The organism is Serinicoccus chungangensis (assembly GCF_006337125.1).
Taxonomy (GTDB): Bacteria; Actinomycetota; Actinomycetes; order Actinomycetales; family Dermatophilaceae; genus Ornithinicoccus; species Ornithinicoccus chungangensis.
Genome location: NZ_CP040887.1, coordinates 1,453,344 through 1,471,907, shown reverse-complemented (window position 1 = coordinate 1,471,907; position 18,564 = coordinate 1,453,344). Strand labels below are relative to the sequence as shown.

Here is an 18,564-nt window from a genome sequence, read left to right as displayed (position 1 = left end):
TTCCGTCGGGGTGGCAGACCTGCCGGACCAGGATACGTGGGGCCCGGGCGCGCCCCGGTCGACCGGCTCCCCGCGCGCGGGACCCGGCTCGTGGGCCATCATCGGTCCATGGCCGACTCCACCTTCAGCCTGACCACCCCCGACGGCACCGCGGTCCACGTCAGCCGCTGGACGCCCGAGGGCCGGCCCCGCGCGGCCGTCCTCGTCGCGCACGGCATGGTCGAGCACGCGGCCCGCTACGACCACGTCGCCCGCCGGCTCACCGACCACGGGTATGCCGTGTACGCGCCTGACCACCGGGGGCACGGGCGGACCGTCACCGACGGCCTCCTGGGCCACCTGGGCGACGAGGGCGGTTTCGCGGCCGTCGTCGACGACCTCCTCGCGCTCGGCGGGCGGATCGAGCAGGAGCTGCCGGGGGTGCCGCTCGTGCTGCTGGGGCACAGCATGGGGTCCTTCCTCGCCCGGGCCTACGCGGCGCGGTACGGCGACCACCTCGCCGCGCTGGTGCTCTCGGGCACCGCCGGTCCCCCGGGGCTGATGGCGTGGCTCGGGCTGCAGGTGGCCTCGGTGGAGGCGCGGCTGCGCGGTCCCCGTGCCCCGAGCCACCTCATGACGGCGCTGACCATGGGCCCCTACAACGCCCGCTTCCGGCCGACCCGGACCCGCTCGGACTGGCTCTCCCGCGACCCCGCCCAGGTCGACGCCTACGAGGCCGACGAGCTCTCGGGGGCGGTCGCCTCGGCCGGTTTCTACCGCGACCTGCTCATGGGGCTGCGCTGGGTGAGCCAACCCTCGGTCGCGGCGCAGATGCCGAAGCACCTGCCCGTGCACCTGGTCGCCGGCGAGGTCGACCCGGTCGGCGGGGCGGTCGGGACCGAGGAGGTCGCCGCCCTGTTCCGCGACGTCGGGATGCAGGACGTCAGCGTGCGCATCTGGCCCGGCGCCCGGCACGAGGTGCTCCAGGAGACCAACCGCGACGAGGTCGAGGCCGACCTCGTCGCCTGGCTCGACGCCCGCTTCCCCGCACCGGACGCGTCGTAGGACCAGCCCGGACGCGCCGTCAGACGACACCGGACACGCAGGAGGGCCGGCGGCCGCGCCCGCTCGGGCCGCACCCCACGGGCCACCGTGCGCACTCATGACCCCTAGCCGGGTCACCGTGCGCACTCGTGGCCCCCAGGGGGCCACCACCGCGCACAGTCCGACCCCCTGACGGCCCACCGTGCGCACTCACGGCCCCCAGGGGGCCACCACCGCACACACGTCAACCCCCACCGGCCGCGACCACCCCAGGCCGGACCCCCTCACGGGTCACCGTGTGCACTCGTGGCCCCCAGAGGGCCACCACCGCACACACGCCTACACCCACCGGCCGCGACCACCCCAGGCCGGACCCCCTCACGGGCCACCGTGTGCCCCCATGGCCCCGAGAGGGCCACCACCGCACACACGTCAACCCCCACCGGCCGCGGCCACCCCAGGCCGCATCTCTAGAGCGGCCAGGACGACGTCGGTCCGACCGGCCCGGACAGTCAGCCGCCCTGGGTCAGCCCTGACCACCCGTGGGTGGGGCCCGACCGTCGGGCCGCCCGTCGCTGCCCCTCCGCGCCGACCGTCCCTGCTGCCCGTCGGCTCAGCGACGCCGGCTCGGCCGGGAGGCCCACAGCGAGGCCGCCATGAGGCGCAGCGGCGCCTCCGGGTCGAGCACGTGTCGCCACTCGCCGGGCAGCAGCGTGCGGGGCGTGCCGTGGCGCCGCCGGCTGCGGGCGAGCCCGAGCAGCCGGGGCACCGGCACCTGGGGGTCGAGCGCGGCGGCGACCAGGTCGCGGTCGGCGAGGCTGAGCGGGTCGGCGCACCCGGGGGCGGCGTCGAGGACGCGCCTGGTCACCCGGGCCAGCTCGTCCCGCTCCTGCAGGGTCCACCAGGCCGGATCGGGTCGGGTGAGGATCGCGCCGAAGACCTGGATCCGCAGCACCTTGGTGCCGACCGCGCGGCGCTGCGCGGGCGTGAGCCTCGCCATCCAGGGCAGGTCCCACAGGGCGTCCGCGGTGAGCAGCTGGTCGCGCAGCGGCCGGGGGTCGGAGGTGATCCGGTCGGGGGCGTCCTCGTGCACGAGGTAGGCCGGCGCCCGCGTCGCGAGCAGGACCTCGGACCCGGCATACAGCGCGGTCATCATCGGCAGGTCCTCGCCGACCCGCGCGCCCGGGTGCAGCCGCGCCCCCGGTAGACGTAGCGCCCCGCGGGAGATGAGCCCCAGCGGCGCCGAGCGGTAGCTCAGCCGATCGCGCACGAGGTCGACCCGGCCACGGCCGCGGACCGGCCGCGCGGGCGGGGTCGGCAGGGGACGGCCGGCCAGGCGCACCGGCGGTAGCACGACCACCGGCTCGTCCGGGTCCCGCCCCTGCGCCGCCTCCAGCCAGCCGAGCAGCGCGCCCGGGGCGAGTGCGTCGTCGGAACCCATGATCGACACCCACGGCGCGCTGGCCGCCTCGATCCCGGCGTTGAACGGCCCGCTGGGGCTCGGTATGCCGTCGCTCACCTCCATCACCCGCACCCGGGGGTCCTCACGCAGGTCGGCCGGCAGCAGGTCCGTGATGTCGGCGGCGGTCAGGTTGTGCGCGACCACGCTGACCCGCACCGGGAGGTCGCCCGAGCCGTCGAGGACCGACCGCACCGCGCGGGCGACCTGGCGGCGCACGGAGTGCACGGCGACCACCACGTCGACGACGAGGCCGGGGTCGTCCGCACGCCGGTACCCTGCCGCCCCGCCACCCTCACCCCGCGCCGCTCCTGCGTCCGCCCCGCCACCCTCGCCCCGCGCCGCTCCTGCGTCCGCACCGGTCCCCCGGCGCCGGTCGTGGTCACCGATCTGCCCGCCCCGGTGCCCCACCGCCTCGGCGTAGACGCGCCCGACCCGGTCGGCATACGCCTCCGGGCCGAACCTCTCGACCACCGGCGCCGCGACGTCCTCCGCCCCGAGCCCGCTGCTCGCAGCCCAGACCGTCTCCACGGCGTCCGCCCATGCCGACGCCGGGGCCCCGGGGGGCACGAGCTCGCCGCTCGGCGGCCCGACGAACTCCCGCGGCCCACTGACGTCGCCGACGACGACGGGTCGCCCGGCGGCCAGGGCCTCCGCCGCGGCGAGGCAGAACGTCTCGGCCCGGGTCGGCAGGAGGAAGACGTCGCCCTCCCCCACCACCTGCTGCACCTCGCCCGGAGGCAGCGCTCCCAGGAGCTCGACCGGTGTGTCGTGGGCTGCCGCCTCCCGCTCGACCTCGTCCCGCAGGACCCCCTCCCCCACCCACGTGAGCCGGGCGTCCACCGCCCGCGCCCGCAGCTCGGCGGTCGCCCGCACGGCGGTGACCGGGTCCTTGCGCGGGATGAGCCCGCCCACGGCCACGAGCCGCAGCGGACCCCGGTCGCGCAGGCCGACACCCGGCTCCCGGCGCGGGTGCAGCGCGGGCGGGGCGGTGACGATGTTGGGCACGACCCGCACCGGGCCCCGGCGCAGCCGGCGCACCTCCCGCGCGAGGTCCGGGCCGACGACCGCCACCACGTCCGGGCGCGCCAGCAGCGGGCGTACCACGTGCCGGGCCAGCCGCAACGGTGCGGAGAGGGTCTCCGGCGCCCCCAGCCCTGACCAGTGCTCGGTGTGCACCCAGGGACGGTCGGGCCGCCGCCTCGCGAACGGCAGGAGCGCCGAGACCGCCATCGTGTGGACCAGGTCGGCCCCCCGCTCCAGCTCGGCGACCCGGCGGGCCGCGCGAGCCACGTGGTCGGGCCGACGCGGGTCCATGACCAGCTGCTCGACCGGTATGCCGTCCGCCGGCCCCGCGCCGTCCGCACCACCGCGTGGCACCGCGGCCGGGTCGGCCGGGTCGGCCGGGTCGGCCAGGTGGGCCGGGTCGGCTAGGTGGGGGGCGACCAGGTGCAGGACGACGACCTCGTGCCGGTCGGCGAGGGCGGCGACGTCGCGCGCGACGAAGACCCCCGTCGACGGGGACGCCGCGGTCGGGAACCACGTGGTCACGACCAGGACACGCATACCCTCACGCTATCCCGCGAGGCGACCGCCGCTCCGCCGCGCCTGCCACCGACCGCCACGAGCGCCGTCCTCCACCCCGCAGGACCGCTGGCTAGAGTCGACCGGGTGACCATCCTCTCCGTCGTCGGGGCCCGCCCGCAGTTCGTCAAGCTCGCGCCGATCGCGCAGGAGTGCGCCGCCCGCGGGGTCGAGCACGTCATCGTGCACACCGGCCAGCACTACGACCCGATGCTCTCCGACGTCTTCTTCAGCGACCTCGGGATCCCCGACCCGGACGTCCACCTGGGCGCCGGCTCCGGCAGCCACGGGGTGCAGACCGGGGCGATCCTCAGCGCGATGGACGCGGTGCTCGAGGAGCACCGCCCGGACTGGGTGCTCGTCTACGGCGACACCAACTCCACCCTGGCCGGGGCGCTGTCGGCGGTGAAGCTGCACGTGCCCGTCGCCCACCTCGAGGCCGGGCTGCGCTCGTTCAACCGGCGCATGCCCGAGGAGCACAACCGGGTGCTCACCGACCACGCCGCCGACCTGCTGCTCGCCCCGACGCAGGCCGCCTGGGAGCACCTGGCGGCCGAGGGCCTCGGGTCCCGCACGGTCGTCGTCGGCGACGTCATGATCGACGTCCTGCACCGGGTCCGTGACGAGCTGGTGGACGCCGACGCCGTCCTCGACGAGCTCGGTATGCCGTCCGGCGGCTTCTCGCTCGCCACCATCCACCGCGCGGAGAACACCGACGACCCCGCCCGGCTGGCCGCGGTCGTCACCGCCCTGCAGGAGGTGGACCACCCGGTCGTGCTGCTCGCACACCCCCGGCTGCGGGCCCGGGCGGCCGAGCACGGACTGGACCTGGACGGCGGGTCGCTCACCACGCGGGAGCCGCTGGCCTACCCCCGGCTGGTGGGTGCGGTGAGCCGGGCGCGCGGCGTCATCACCGACTCCGGCGGCCTGCAGAAGGAGGCCTTCGCCCTGCGGACGCCCTGCACCACGGTCCGCACCGAGACCGAGTGGGTGGAGACCGTGGAGCTGGGCTGGAACGTCCTCGTCGAGCCCGGTCCCGCCCTGGCTCAGGCCGCCTCGCGCCCGACGCCCGAGCCGACCGACGCCGCACCCTACGGCGACGGCCATGCGGCCGCCGCGGTGCTGGACGCGCTCCTCGCCCCCCGCCCCGGGCCGTGACCCCCGTCCCCACGGCCGCGGCGCGGCCCGACCGCGTGGTCGCCTTCCGGCCTCCGCTCGTCGGGGTCGAGGAGGTGCTGCACGCGTCCTGGCGGGAGCACGCCTACCCCGCGCACACCCACGACACCTGGACCGTGCTGCTCGTGGACGACGGCGCGGTCGCCTACGATCTGGACGGCCGCGCGGGGGCTGCGCCGTCGCGCTCGGGGGTGACCGTGCTGCCGCCGCACGTCCCGCACGACGGCCGCGGCATGGGCGGCGCCGGCTTCACCAAGCGCGTGCTCTACCTCTCCCCCGACCAGCTGGGGCCCGACCTGGTCGGGAGAGCGGTGGACGCTCCGCTCCTGCGCGACGCCACCCTGCGCGCCGGCGTCGACCGGCTGCACCGGGCCCTGGTCGGCCACGACCTCCTGGAGGCCGAGGCGCGGCTGGCGCTCGCCCGCGAGCGGCTCGCCGCCCTCCTGCGGCGTCGGACGCCGCAGCCCCGGAGCCCGCAGCCGCTCGTCGCGGTACGGGCCCGCGAGCGCCTCGACGCCGACCCCACCGACGGCACCACGCTCGCCGCCGTCGCCGCCGACCTCCAGGTGAGCGTCCCGCACCTGGTGCGCTCGTTCTCGGCCGGCTACGGCATCCCTCCGCACCGCTACGTCCTGGGCCGTCGTCTCGACCATGCCCGCCGGCTGCTGCTGGACGGCGTGCCCGCGGGGCAGGTCGCGGTCGAGACCGGTTTCTACGACCAGGCCCACCTCACCCGGCACTTCCGGACCTTCCTGGGCACCACCCCGGCCCGCTTCCAGCGCTCCTGGTCGCGCGCCGCCCCGGATCATGTCCGTACAAGACAGGTCGCGCGCCCGGTCACGACGATGGGTGCATGACCGACCCGGACCTGCTCACCCCGCCCTTCGACACCAAGATCGCCGTGGCCGTCCGCGACGACCTCGCGACCTGGCAGCGGCTCAACGTCACGGCCTTCCTCACCTCAGGGATCGCCGCGGCCCTGCCCGAGCTGGTCGGCGACGCCTACGCGGACGCGGACGGCCAGGCATACCTCCCGCTGCTGGGTATGCCGGTCCTCGTGTTCGAGGCCCCGGCACCGGTGCTGGCGGCGGCGCGGGAGCGGGCCGTCCGCCGCGGTCTGCCGCTGGCGGTCTACACGACGGACATGTTCGGCACCGGCCACGACGCCGCCAACCGTGCTGCGGTGCGGACCGTCGCCGGCCCCGACCTCGACCTGGTCGGCCTGGCCGTCCACGGCCCGAAGAACGGCGTCGACAAGGTGCTCAAGGGGGCCCGGCTGCACCCCTGAGCGCGGGTCCGCCCCGGCCGATGCCGAGGGGAATGTGCCGCTCAGCCACCCACCCGGGCGGCGAGCGTGTCGACGGCGCGCTCCCAGCCGCGCACCTGCTGCTCGGCGGACAGCTCCCCGGTGGCCACGTGCGACGCCGCCTTGAACCCGGCCACCTTCTCGGCGTCGAGGCCGTCGAGGGTCTCCGCCAGCGCCTTCGCGGTGAAGTCCGGGCTCACCACCCCCAGCCCGTGCCGCCGCACCAGCGCGGCCATCTCCGGGCTCGGCCCCACCACCAGCGCGAGCCGCCCCTGCACGAAGTCGAAGACCTTGTTGGGCAGCGCCCACAGGTGGTTGAAGGACACCGGCGGCAGCACGTAGACCCCCACGTCGTGGGCGTTGAGGGTCGCCGGCAGCTCGTGCGGCGCCACCGGCGGATGGATCCGCACCCGGTCGGAGCCGGCATACCGCTCCCGCAGCTGCGCGAGGTAGGCCTCGTCGTTCGGCATGAGGTAGAGGTCGAGGGTCATCGGGCCGGAGACGAGGTCCATCGCCTCGAGGATGACGTCGAGCCGGTGCCGCTGCGCGTTGCCGGAGTGGACCAGGCGCAGCGGCTCGCCGACCGGCCCCGGCTCGAGGTCGACGTGCTGCGGGGCGTTGACGACGACGCCGGCGCGCAGCCCGAAGCGCAGGCGGTACTCCCGGGCGATCCCCTCGCCGACGGTGGTGACCGAGTCGGCCAGCGGGCCGTAGCGGCGCACGAGCCAGCGGTAGTAGGGCGCGACGAAGGCCCGCCACCGCCACGACTCCTCGTTCTGTCGCGGGTGGTACTCGTGCAGGTCGGCGTGCACACCACCCGTCGGCGCCAGGTCGAGCGCGAGCGGCAGGGTGTCGATGTCGTCGGCGAGGACGACGACGAAGCGCGGCTGCCCGGCCAGCAGCGCGGCCGCGGCACGTGTCACCGGGGCCCGACGGTATGCCGTCTCGAACCGCCGCTGCACGAGCAGCCGGCGGTCCTTGTGCCAGGAGACGACGTCGTCGGGCAGGCGCAGGTGCTCCACGACCCCGTCGGGGGCCTCGCCGTAGCCGAGGGTCGTCACCGCGTAACGACGGGAGAACAGCGAGATCTGGCGCAGCACGCGGGCGTCGGAGCGCAACCGGCTCCACGCCATGATGAGCAGCCGGGGACGGGGGTCGCGCACCTCAGCCACCGTCCACGGCCCAGCGGGCGACCGCGTCCACCCATCGACGGGACTGGCGGGCGTCGGACAGCTCCGCGGCGGCGGCGTGCGAGGCCTGCTTCCAGGCGGCCACGTCCGAGCCGACCGCGGCCAGCACGGCGGCCCGCACCGCGGCGGTGTCGAACCCCTCCGCCACGACTCCCAGACGGTGCTCGCGCACGAGGTCCGCCATGTCGGGGGTGGGACCCACGATGACGCCGAGCCGGGCCTGGACGAAGTCGAAGACCTTGTTGGGCAGGGCGTTGGCGTAGTTGAAGTTCACCGGGGGGAGCACGAAGATCCCGACGTCGTAGCCGTTGAGCGTCGGCATGAGCTCGGCGTAGGGCACCGGGTCGTGCACCCGGACCACGCCACCGGACTCCTCGGCGGACCTGCGCAGCTCGGCCAGGTACGGCGGGTCGTTGAGGGTGAGGTAGAGGTCGAGGGTCACGTCCGCGCCGGCGCGTGCGGCGGCCCGGACGCCCTCGACCATGACGTGGATCGCCCGGCTGCGCAGCCCCGCGCCGGTGTGCACCAGGCGCAGCGGCGTGCCGACCGGGCCCGGTGCCAGCACGGCATACGGCGTGGCGTTGGTGACCACCTCGACCCGCACCCCGAAGCGTCGGGTGTACTCCTGCGCGATGCGGTCGCTGACCGTCGTCACCGAGCGCGCCCTCGGCAGCTGGGTGCGGCAGATCCACTCCTGGTAAGGGCCGATGCGCGCCTTCCAGCCCGGGTACTCCTCGCGCCACAGCGGCCAGAACTCGTGGAGGTCGGCGTGCACGCCGAGCCGCGGCCGCAGCGCGTGCGCCAGCGGCAGGGTGTCGGTGTCGTTGGCCACGACGACGTCGGCGGAGCCCGGCTCGATCCGGCGACGCACCCAGCGCGTCGCTGCCTGCGCCCAGTAGGCGGCGCGGTAGGCGTGGGCGGTGATGAGCCGGCCATCCAGCTCGTTCGTCGTCCCGGGGGGCACCTCCACGTGCCCCCTGACCCCATCCGGCGCCGGGCCGTAGCCGCAGGTGACGACGTCGGCGCCGGCTGCGACGAGGTGCCGGACCTGCTTGAGCACGCGGGCGTCGCCGGTGAGCGGGCTGAAGGCCAGCACCAGCACCCGGAGGCCCTCCAGGGGGCGGCCGGTCGTGGCCCCGACGGTGCTCCGCCGGGTAGCGGACGGCCCGCCCCGGCCGGGACGAGCGATGGCCGGGAGCGCTCCGGCCACTGCGGCCGCGGCGTGCGCTCGCACGGTCGACTCCCTGTCGAGGTTGGCGAGCGGGTCGGAGGTCAGGAGGATGTCGAGGCGGCCGGCCTCCCCGCGCCGCACGGCGGCAGCCGCCAGGTCGTCGGCGTCGCGGGCCGCCGCGATGTCGCTCACCAGCGCCTCGTCGGCCCGGTGCAGCGCCCGCCCCACGCCGGGCGCGAGGTCGAGGCAGCGGCGGACGAGCCCCTGCACGGTGGCCGCCTCGCCCGGTTCCCAGAGCACCGGTGAGGTGCGGCGGCGGACGGCTCCGAGGACGTGGATGCGCAAGGTCTTGACCGCCAGCGCCCGGCGGACGTCCTCGGGGAGCGCGGCCACCCAGGGCTCGTCGAGCAGGTGGGCCAGCGCCGTCAGCTCCGTGGTGATCGGACGGACCGCCTCGGTGATCCGGTCGGTCCCTGAGGTGCCGATGACGTAGGCGGGCAGGTCGGTGGCGTAGTCGATCCGCAGCCCCGAGGTGCTGAGCCGCAGCGACAGCGCGACGTCACCGCCGGTGCGCATGCCCGGGGTGAGCGGACCGGTCCCGTCACCGGGCAGCAGCCCGAGACGGTCCAGCGCCTCCCGCCGCAGGAGCCCGAGCGGCGCCGTGCGGTAGGCCAGCCGGTCGCGCACGAAGTCGAGCCGGGTGGTGCGCCCCGGCCGGACCCGCGGCGTCGCGACGTGCTCGCCGTCCTGGGTCTCCAGCCGGGCCATCAGCCAGTCCGAGCCCAGCCGGTCGGCCCGGGAGACCCAGCTGCCGAGCGCCCCGTCGGCGAACCAGTCGTCGCTGCCGATGATGCACACGTAGCGTCCGGTCGCCGCGGCGAGGCCGGCGTTGAACGGGCCGGACGGGCTGCCCAGCCCGTCCCGGACCTCGAGGAAGCGGGTGTGGGCCCCGACCGTGTCGGCGACGTCCTCCTCGAGGCGTCCGGCCACGGCGCGACGCACCTCGTCGGCGTCGAGCTCGTGGCACACGACGCTCACCCGCACCCGGTGCCCGCCCGGGACCACGCCGGTCAGGTCCGCCCCCCTCAGCGCCGACGCGACGGCCCGCTCGACGGGCCGGGACGGGTCGTGCACGGCGACGACGACGTCCAGGTCCACGCCCGGCAGGGCCCCGCTCATGCCAGCCCCGACAGCCGTGCCTGGGTCGCGAACTCCGGGTGGGCCGCCACCACCTCCTCGAAGCTGCCGCGCGCCACGATCGTCCCGTCCTTCATGAAGCACACCTGGTCGCTGTGCCGGACCGTGGAGAGCCGGTGCGCCACCGCCACCACGGTCACCTGGCCGTGCAGGTCGCGGATGGCCCGGGCGACGGCGTCCTCGGTGGAGGTGTCCAGCGCCGAGGTCGCCTCGTCGAGGACGAGGACGAGCGGGTCGGCATACAGGGCCCGGGCGATGCCCAGGCGCTGCCGCTGCCCGCCGGAGAGCGCCAGCCCGCGCTCGGCCACCCGGGTGCCGAGGCCACCGCGCTCCCTCACCAGGTCGAGCAGCTGGGCCCGCTCCAGGGCCCGGGTGACCGCCGCCTCGTCGATGTCGTCGCCCCAGGTCAGCGCGACGTTCTGGGCGATGGTGCCGTCGAAGAGGTTGACCTCCTGCGGGACGTAGCCGACCCGGGCCCGCCAGGCGCCGAGCACCTCCGGCAGCGGACGGTCGTCCACCCTGATCTCGCCGGCCGACGGGGTGAGCAGCCCCAGCAGCACGTCGACGAGCGTCGACTTGCCCGCGCCCGAGGCCCCCACCAGGGCGACCGAGGAGCCCAGCGGCACGTCGAGGTCGACACCGCGCAGGGCCGGCTCGGCCGACCCGGGGTAGGAGAAGGACACCTCGCGCAGCGCCAGCAGCCGCGGGTGCTCCGGGAGCGGCTCGCGGCCGAGCTGCTCCGCGGCGTCGACGTAGCCCTGGGCGTCCTGGATGTCGGTGATGACCGCCTCGGCGTGCGGCAGCGTCGACGCGGTCTGGGTGATGATCGACTGGAAGCGGTTGACGCTCGGGATCATCCGCATCCCGGCCACCGCGAAGAGCGCGATCGCCTCGAAGGCCTGCTGCGCCCCGCCGAGCAGGTAGGCCACGCCCCCGACGAGGGCGAAGCCCAGCACCAGCCCGGTGTCGGTGACGAACTTGGGCACCGTGTTGAGGAACATGAGGTGCGAGCGGGCGCGGGTGGCGTGCACCCGGTTGGCGTGCACCTCGTCGGCGACCTCCTGGGCCTTGCCGCGCAGGGTCACCTCCTTGAGCGCGCCCATCATCTCGGTCATCAGCCCGGCCACGACGAAGGAGTAGTCCCGGCCCACCCGGCCGGCGACGACCGCGCGGGGCGAGATCACGGCATACATGAGCACGGCGAGACCGCCGAGGTAGGCGAAGGTCACCACCGCGGTCACCGGCTGGGCGACGAGCAGCACGAGGAGCACCGCCGCGAAGGTCGCGAGCTCGGCCGGCAGCGACGCCGCGGGCAGCAGCAGCCCGGTGGTGGTGTTGGCGATGCCAACGTCGGCGAGGCGGACCAGCTGGGAGGTGTTGCGCTTGAGCCGCTCGGTCCACGGGGCCCGGATGTAGGCGCCGAAGAGGCGGTCGCCGATGACGAGGTCGTAGGCCGCGAGCCGCTTCGCCACCGCCCACTGCAGGGCGACCGTCGCCAGCCCCTTGGCGACGACGAGCGCGCAGATGGCCCCGAGGAGCCACGCGTAGCGGTCCGGGGGGACGGCGCCGAGGACCGGCAGCTGCACCGGGTCGCCCTGGATCATCGGGGCGAGGGTGAAGGCCAGCAGCGACAGCGCGAGGATGTCGACGACCGCCAGGAGGCTGGAGGCCACGGCGTACCCGACGAGGAACCACCGGGTGCTCGGCGGCAGGAGGGGCAGGAGACGACGCAGCGCCCGCAGCAGGCGGATCACGCGGGCGGCCTCCTCATGCGCCCCATCGTAGGCTGCGGGCGTGGTCTCCCCCGTCAACCGCCTGCGGCGCCTCGCCTGGCGCGGTCTGGCCGCGATGCCCGCGCCAGTGCGCGAGCTGGCGAGCCTGCCGGTGCGGCGACGGGCCGACGCCGAGCTGCGCGCGCTCGCCCCGATGCCGGCGGCCGACCGGCGGCTCTACCTCGGTCCGTGGAACACGGCGGGGCAGGCGTACGCCTGGGCGCGCGCCGTCGAGCGCGCGCTGCCCGGGGTCGCCGCGCAGAACCTCCTGGCCCACCGAGCGGCGACCGCGGGCGCGTTCCGTTACCCCGCCGACCACGAGCTGTCGGCGCTGGCCCAGCGTGGTCACCTCCGCGCGATCCACGGGGCGCGGGTGCTGCGCGAGGCCACGCACGTGGTGTTCGAGTCGGGCCGTCCGGTGCTCGGCGACCTGCACGCGGGGTCGATGCTCGCCGACGTGCCCGCGCTGGAGGCGGCCGGGATCCGGCACGCGGTGCTCTACCACGGCAGCGAGGTCCGGGACCTGCGGGCGCACGCGGCGGCCTACCCGCACAGCCCCTTCCACGGCCCCTGGGACGACTACCTCCGCACGCTGCAGGCCATCGTCGACCGCAACACGCGCGACCTCGCGGACTACGCCGGGCCGGTGCTCGTCTCGACGCCCGACCTGCTCGACGTGCTGCCCGGGGCGACGTGGCTGCCGCTGGTCGTCGACGTGGAGCTGTTCGCGGGGGCGGCGGGGGCCGCGGCGCTGACCCGCCCGCGCCCGGTGGTGCTGCACGCGCCGTCCAACCCCCGGCTCAAGGGCACCGACGCGGTCGAGCGGGTGCTGGAGGGTCTGCAGTCCGCCGGCCTGGTGGAGTACCGCCGCCTCACCGGGGTGCCGCACGCGCAGATGGCGGCCTTCGTGGGGGAGGCGGACGTCGTCGTCGACCAGGTCGTGCTCGGCAACCCCGGGGTGCTGCTGGCCGAGACGCTCGCGGCCGGGCGGCTGGCGGTCGCGCACCTCGCGCCCGGCGTGCGCGACCGCATGGCCCGGGCCGACCGGGAGCGCGGCGGCGACGGGGTCGTGCCCGTGCTCGACGCCGACCCCGACACCCTCGAGGCGGTGCTCCGGGGGGTGCTCGACGAGCGGGGACGGCACACCGAGCTGGCGTCGCGGGGGCCGGCCTGGGCGCGTCGCCACCACGACGGCACCCGCGCCGCCGAGGTCCTCGACCGCGTCCTGCTCTCGACCTGACCCACCTGCCGACCGGGAAATGATCGCCCCGGCAGCAGGACGACGGTCAGGGCGTCCTGGGGGCCTGCCGCCAGGCCTGCAGCATCTCCTCGACGTCGAGCCGACCGACGATCGGCGGCGAGGTCGGGCCCACGTGCGGGCGGCGGCGGTCGGCGAGCACCCGCTCGTTGAAGTCCTCCACCCGGGCCCGCACCGCGGCCTCGTCGGGCAGCGCGAGCAGGGCCTCGGGGTAGGTCGCCTTCTCCCGGCGCAGCTGCATCACCCCGGGCATGGCCCCGGAGAGGTCGAGCTGCTCGCGGCGGATGAGGTCCTTGACCCACCAGTCGGGGTCGGCGCGGGTGTCGACGTCGCGCAGCGGCTTGCCGGCGCCGGGCAGGTTGTCGAAGGCGCCCTGCCGCTGCGCCTGGTCGATGGTCTGGTCCACCCAGGACTGCACGGCGCGGGCGGTGGTCGACGCGGAGGGACGGCGGCCCCGGCGGCCCTCCGGACCCGGTCGGCCCTGCTCCTCGTGGTCCGCGAGCTGCTCGCGCAGCTCCTCCTCCGCCCGCGGCGCACCCGGCCGCTCCCCCGGCCGACCCCATCTGCTCATCGTCCCGCTCCTTCCTGCGGCCGCCCGTGGGCGTCGCACGGGCGAGGACGACCTCAGCGTCTCACGTCGGTGGACCTCGGGCCCACCTCGACCGACCTCAGCACGACGTCCGCCGCGCCCTCACCGGTGGCCGCGAGGCTGCGGTGCTCCCGCACCCACGCCACCCGCCGCTCCCGCTCGTGCTCGTCCGGCCCGGCCCGCAGCGCCCGGACCATCGCCTCGGCCACCGCGCCGGCGTCGTGCTCCACGGCCGCACCCAGCCGGTGCCGTCGCACGTCCTCGGCCGCCGGCCCGGGCCCGGCGAAGACCACCGGCGTCCCGCAGGCCAGGGCGGCGACCACCTTGGTGGGGTAGGCGAAGTCGTAGCCCAGCCCCGGCCGGACGCTCACCAGGGCGGCGGCCGCGCCGCGCAGCCAGGCGGCCGCCTCCTCCGGGGGGACCAGGGGGCGCAGCGCGAGCGCCCCGTCGGGCAGCTCGTCCGCGACGCGCCGCAGCGCGGGCCAGGACGATCCCTGGCCGAGGAAGACGAGCCGCGCACCGGGCACCTCCCGCACGACCTGCCGCATCGCCTCGGCGAACACCTCGGCGCCCTGCCACTCCGAGGCGGTCCCGGCATACACGAGGTATGCCGTGCCCGGCGCCTCCTGCGCCACCTCGCCGTCGGGGGTGAAGACGTCGGTGTCGATCCCGTTGGGCACGACCGTGACCGGGGCGTCCTGCCCGGCCAGCGCGCGGACGCGCTCGGCCACCCCGTCGCTCACCGCGACGACCCCGCGGGCGCCACGGAGCGCGAACCGCTCCACCGTCCGCATGAGGCTCGTCACGACCCCGGGCGCGCCCGTCGAGGCCGTGGCGTCCGACCAGACGTCCGCCGCGTAGTAGACGTAGGGGATGCGTCCGCCGACCAGGGACCGGGCCGCGAGCACGACCCTGGTCACCGCCCCGGTCGTGGGCGGCGGCTCCACCACGACGACGTCCGGCCGCGGTCCGGCCAGCAGCCGGAGGGCCAGCGGGAGGTCGAAGGAGAGGTACGGGAGGTACCCCCTCACGTAGCCCGTCGCGTCCCGCAGCACCGGCCAGCGGTCGACGGTGACCCGGGCGCCGGGCGGTGTCCCTCCCGGCGTCCCCCGGGGTGCGCGCAGCGCCGGCGGGGGCGTGCTCGTGAGCACCCTGACCCGCGCGCGGCCGGCCAGGGACCGCACGAGGGCGCCCAGCCGGAAGGTCGCGGCCGCCGCCTCCGGGGCGTAGATGCGGGTCGCCAGCACCACCAGGGGCGCCCGGTCAGCCACGGGGCCACCCGGGACGACTCACCGTGGGGCGAGCGCCGGCCGTCCGCGACGTCCGGGGGGTCACAGGGTCCGGGTGCGCCCGGTGGCGGCGGAGTCGAGGATGGCCTCGACGACCTCGAGGGTGTGGACCCCCTCGGCCATCGACACGACGTCGGCCTCCCGGCCCCAGAGCGCGTCGCGGAAGTTCTCCTGCTCCACGCGCAACGGCTCCCGGCGCGCGATGGCGTACCGGATCGCGTCGCCCTCGGACACGCCGCGGAAGGTCGCCGCACGCTCCCACTCGCTGCGCACGTCACCGTTGGCGACGAAGGTCAGGTCCCCGTGCAGCGTGTCCGCGACGAACGCACCCTTCTCCCCCGTCGCGACCGTCTCGCGCACCTTGAGCGGGCTCAGCCAGTTGACCGTGTGCGCCACGATCGTGCCGTTGCGCAGCCGCCCCGTCGCCACCACCATGTCCTCGTGCTCGCGTCCCGAGCGGTGGGTCACCTGCCCCGACACGCTCGCGTACTCCGAGCGCGCGATCCACGCGGTCAGGTCGATGTCGTGGGTCGCCAGGTCCTTCACGACCCCCACGTCCGCGATCCGCGCCGGGAACGGCCCCTGCCGCGACGTGGTGATCTGGAAGACCTCGCCCAGCTCCCCCGCCGCGATCCGCCGCCGCATCTCCAGCAGCGCCGGGTTGCACCGCTCCACGTAGCCCACCGCCCCGACCAGCCCCGCCGCCGCGAACGCCTGCGCCACCCGACGACCCGACTCGGCCGTCGCCGCGATCGGCTTCTCCACCATCGTGTGCACCCCGGCCTCCGCCAGGGCCAGCGCGACCTCCTCGTGCAGGTAGGTCGGCACCGCCACCATCGCCGCGTCGATCCCCTCGGCGATCAACCCCTGCACGTCCGCCAGCACCGACAACGACCCCGCCACCCCGTGCTTGTCCCCCACCGGGTCGGCGACCGCCACCAGCTCCATCCCCTCCACCTCGCGGATCACCCGCGCGTGGTGACGCCCCATCGAGCCCAGCCCGATCAGGCCCATCCGGATCGTCCGACCCTCCTCCAGCAGCCGCACGCTCACGCGCCCGCCCCCACCACGGCCCGGACCGCCTCCGCGACCCGCTCCAGGTCCGCCGGCGTCAACGACGGGTGCACCGGGAGGCTGATGACCTCCGCCGCCGCCCGCGCGGTCTCCGGCAGCTCCCACGCCGGCGCGAACCGCGACAACGACACCAGCTCGTGGTTCGGCGTCGGGTAGTACACCCCGCACCCCACGGCATGCTCCTCCCGCAACGCGCGCACCACCTCGTCCCGCTGCGCCCCGCTCGCCCCGTCGATGCGCACCGTGTACTGGTGGTAGACGTGCGTGCACCCCTCGCGCACCGTCGGCACCACCACCCCGGCCACCCCCGCCAGGTGCTCGTCCAACCACGCGGCGTTCGCCTGCCGCGCCTGCGTCCACGCCCCCACCTTCGTCAGCTGCACCCGCCCGATCGCCGCGTGGATGTCGGTCATCCGGTTGTTCAGCCCGATCACCTCGTTGGCGTACTGCTTCTCCATCCCCTGGTTGCGCAGCAACCGCACCCCCCGCGCGATCTCCTCGTCCGCGCACGCCACCATCCCGCCCTCGCCCGAGGTCATGTTCTTCGTCGGGTAGAGGCTGAACATCCCGAACGACCCGAAGCTGCCCACCGGCGACCCCCGGTAGGTCGCCCCGTGCGCCTGCGCCGCGTCCTCGAACAGCTGCACCCCCGCCTCCGCGGTCACCGCCCGCAACCCCTCGACGTCCGCCGGGTGGCCGTACAGGTGCACCGGCATCACCGCCGCCGTCCGGTCGCTCAGCGCCGACCGCACCGACTCCGGGTCCAGCGTGAACGTGTCCGGGCTGATGTCCGCGAACACCGGCCGCGCCCCCGTCAACGCGACCGCGTTGGCCGTCGCCGCGAACGTGAACGAGGGCACCACCACCTCGTCGCCCTCACCGATCCCGCACGCCAGCAACCCCAGGTGCAGCCCCGAGGTCCCCGAGTTCACCGCCACGCACGTCCGGCCCCCCACCAGCTGAGCACCGAACTCCCCCTCGAAAGCCGCGACCTCCGGCCCCTGCGCCACCATCCCCGAGCGCAGCACCCGGTCCACCGCCACCCGCTCGTCCTCCCCGATGAGCGGCTTGGCCGCGGGGATCATCGGCTGCTCGGTCATGACTGTCCTCCGTCGGGCTCGGCGCGGCGCAGTCCGCCGTCGCTCTCTCGGTATGTCTCGCGCGTCTGCGGGCAGCGCCACTCGCCCGGGTCCCCGGTCGGCTCCAGCGGGCGGCCGGCGTGCCCGACCCAGCCGACCTGGCGGGCGGGGACGCCCACGACGAGGGCGTGGTCCGGGACGTCCTTGGTGACCACGGCGCCCGCGGCCACGGTGGCCCAGGCGCCGACCCGCACCGGTGCGACGCACACGGCCCGCGCCCCGACCGAGGCTCCCTCGCCGATGCTGACCCCCACCTGATCCCAGTCTTCGGCCGCCTTGAGGGACCCGTCGGGGTTGACCGCCCGGGGGAAGGTGTCGTTGGTGAGGACGGCGGCCGGACCGATGAAGACGCCGCGGCCGAGCTCGGCGGGCTCGTAGACCAGGGCGTAGTTCTGGACCTTGCAGTGGTCGCCCATCCGCACGCCGGTGCCGACGTAGGCACCGCGGCCGATGACGCAGCCGGCACCCAGCACGGCGTCCTCGCGCACCTGCGCGAGGTGCCAGACCGAGGTGCCCTCGCCGATGCTCGCGCTCGGCGCGACGTCGGCACTGTCGACGATGCGTGTCGTCACGGGACTCCCATCAGGGGTGGTGAGGGACAATGCACCCATGACTCTAACGCCCGTGCAGGAGGACGCCTGGCTGGTGATCCCCCTCTACGAGGAGGGCCGGGTCGTCGAGGAGGTCCTGCGCGAGGCACGCGCCGTCTTCCCGCACGTGGTGTGCGTCGACGACGCCTCCCGGGACGACTCGGCCGACCGGGCGAGGGCGGCCGGAGCGGTCGTCGTGCAGCACCCGTTCAACCTGGGACAGGGGGCGGCGCTGCAGACCGGGATGCGCTACGTGCTCCAGGCGACGGACGCGGCATACCTCGTCACCTTCGACGCCGACGGCCAGCACCGGCCCCAGGACGCCGCGGAGATGGTGCAGCGGGCCAGGGACGAGCACCTGGCGGTCGTCTTCGGCTCCCGCTTCCTCGACCGGCGCACCCGCCCCGGGCTGGTCAAGAAGCTCGTCCTCAAGGCGGCCGTCTGGCTGACCAACCAGCAGACCGGGATGAAGCTCACCGACGCGCACAACGGCCTGCGGGTCATCCGCCGGGACGCCGCGGCCCGCCTGGACCTGCGGCAGAACCGCATGGCGCACGCGACCGAGATCGTCCTGCAGCTGGGCCGCACGGGGCTGCCGTGGGCCGAGCACCCGGTGCACGTGCTCTACACCGACTACAGCCGGGCCAAGGGCCAGTCCCTCATGAACTCGGTCAACATCCTCGTCGACACCATCCTCAAGTGAGCCCCATGCCTGCGACCCCCACGGCCACCACCCCCGAGCGGAGG

15 protein-coding genes are annotated in these 18,564 nt (G+C 75.6%); 6 read left to right on the top strand and 9 right to left on the bottom strand.

Annotated elements, in window-relative coordinates:
• The first annotated feature begins 108 nt into the window (after nt 1–108).
• Nucleotides 109–1,044 carry an alpha/beta hydrolase gene (locus FHD63_RS06555; protein WP_139721130.1) on the top strand — a complete coding sequence of 312 codons (936 nt, stop codon included), beginning with the start codon at nt 109–111 and terminating at the stop codon, nt 1,042–1,044.
• Between the two features lie 592 nt (nt 1,045–1,636).
• On the opposite strand, the gene FHD63_RS06550 is transcribed toward FHD63_RS06555, so the two are convergent.
• On the bottom strand, nt 1,637–4,048 hold the full coding sequence (locus FHD63_RS06550; protein WP_139721128.1) for a glycosyltransferase: 2,412 nt from the start codon (nt 4,046–4,048) through the stop codon (nt 1,637–1,639).
• Between the two features lie 105 nt (nt 4,049–4,153).
• On the opposite strand from FHD63_RS06550, the gene wecB reads away from it, so the two are divergent.
• The 3 genes from wecB to FHD63_RS06535 are packed head-to-tail and all read left to right on the top strand — an operon-like array spanning nt 4,154 to nt 6,530.
• Complete coding sequence (wecB, locus tag FHD63_RS06545; protein WP_139721127.1) at nt 4,154–5,224, top strand: non-hydrolyzing UDP-N-acetylglucosamine 2-epimerase; 1,071 nt, start codon at nt 4,154–4,156, stop codon at nt 5,222–5,224.
• Nucleotides 5,221–6,099 carry a helix-turn-helix domain-containing protein gene (locus tag FHD63_RS06540; protein ID WP_139721125.1) on the top strand — a complete coding sequence of 293 codons (879 nt, stop codon included), beginning with the start codon at nt 5,221–5,223 and terminating at the stop codon, nt 6,097–6,099. The genes wecB and FHD63_RS06540 overlap by 4 nt, the downstream gene beginning before the upstream one ends.
• Complete coding sequence (locus FHD63_RS06535; protein ID WP_139721124.1) at nt 6,096–6,530, top strand: DUF2000 domain-containing protein; 435 nt, start codon at nt 6,096–6,098, stop codon at nt 6,528–6,530. The genes FHD63_RS06540 and FHD63_RS06535 overlap by 4 nt, the downstream gene beginning before the upstream one ends.
• Before the next feature lie 41 nt (nt 6,531–6,571).
• Here FHD63_RS06535 and FHD63_RS06530 read toward each other — a convergent pair whose 3' ends face one another.
• The 3 genes from FHD63_RS06530 to FHD63_RS06520 are packed head-to-tail and all read right to left on the bottom strand — an operon-like array spanning nt 6,572 to nt 11,860.
• Nucleotides 6,572–7,711, bottom strand: a complete 1,140-nt coding sequence (locus tag FHD63_RS06530; protein WP_238705790.1) for a glycosyltransferase family protein — start codon at nt 7,709–7,711, stop codon at nt 6,572–6,574.
• A 1-nt stretch (nt 7,712) separates the two neighbouring features.
• Entirely contained in the window at nt 7,713–10,088 is a 2,376-nt protein-coding gene (locus FHD63_RS06525; RefSeq protein ID WP_139721122.1) for a glycosyltransferase, read from the bottom strand.
• Nucleotides 10,085–11,860: an ABC transporter ATP-binding protein gene (locus tag FHD63_RS06520; RefSeq protein WP_139721120.1), complete on the bottom strand. Its 1,776-nt coding sequence runs from the start codon at nt 11,858–11,860 to the stop codon at nt 10,085–10,087. Before FHD63_RS06520 ends, FHD63_RS06525 begins: the two co-directional genes overlap by 4 nt.
• A gap of 40 nt (nt 11,861–11,900) precedes the next feature.
• Between FHD63_RS06520 and FHD63_RS06515 the strand changes: the two genes are divergently transcribed.
• Entirely contained in the window at nt 11,901–13,118 is a 1,218-nt protein-coding gene (locus FHD63_RS06515; RefSeq protein ID WP_139721118.1) for a glycosyltransferase, read from the top strand.
• 46 nt (nt 13,119–13,164) lie between these two features.
• Here the strand turns inward: FHD63_RS06515 and FHD63_RS06510 are convergent, their stop codons facing one another.
• From FHD63_RS06510 to FHD63_RS06490, 5 genes are read right to left on the bottom strand one after another with little or no spacing between them, the layout of a single operon-like run.
• Nucleotides 13,165–13,707, bottom strand: coding sequence for a DnaJ family domain-containing protein (locus FHD63_RS06510; RefSeq protein ID WP_139721116.1), 543 nt, complete (start codon nt 13,705–13,707; stop codon nt 13,165–13,167).
• A gap of 53 nt (nt 13,708–13,760) precedes the next feature.
• Nucleotides 13,761–14,996 (bottom strand): glycosyltransferase, encoded by a 1,236-nt coding sequence (locus tag FHD63_RS06505; protein ID WP_139721114.1) that lies wholly within the window; start codon nt 14,994–14,996, stop codon nt 13,761–13,763.
• 60 nt (nt 14,997–15,056) lie between these two features.
• Nucleotides 15,057–16,028, bottom strand: a complete 972-nt coding sequence (locus tag FHD63_RS06500) for a Gfo/Idh/MocA family protein (protein WP_202978459.1) — start codon at nt 16,026–16,028, stop codon at nt 15,057–15,059.
• A 35-nt stretch (nt 16,029–16,063) separates the two neighbouring features.
• Nucleotides 16,064–17,188 (bottom strand): DegT/DnrJ/EryC1/StrS family aminotransferase, encoded by a 1,125-nt coding sequence (locus FHD63_RS06495; protein ID WP_139721112.1) that lies wholly within the window; start codon nt 17,186–17,188, stop codon nt 16,064–16,066.
• The gene (locus FHD63_RS06490; protein ID WP_202978430.1) at nt 17,185–17,838 is read right to left on the bottom strand and encodes an acyltransferase; all 654 of its coding nucleotides are present in this window, start codon (nt 17,836–17,838) and stop codon (nt 17,185–17,187) included. The genes FHD63_RS06495 and FHD63_RS06490 overlap by 4 nt, the downstream gene beginning before the upstream one ends.
• Between FHD63_RS06490 and FHD63_RS06485 the strand changes: the two genes are divergently transcribed.
• Entirely contained in the window at nt 17,837–18,520 is a 684-nt protein-coding gene (locus FHD63_RS06485) for a glycosyltransferase family 2 protein (protein WP_139721109.1), read from the top strand. The two genes, FHD63_RS06490 and FHD63_RS06485, sit on opposite strands and share 2 nt — an antisense overlap.
• The last annotated feature ends 44 nt before the right edge of the window (nt 18,521–18,564 follow it).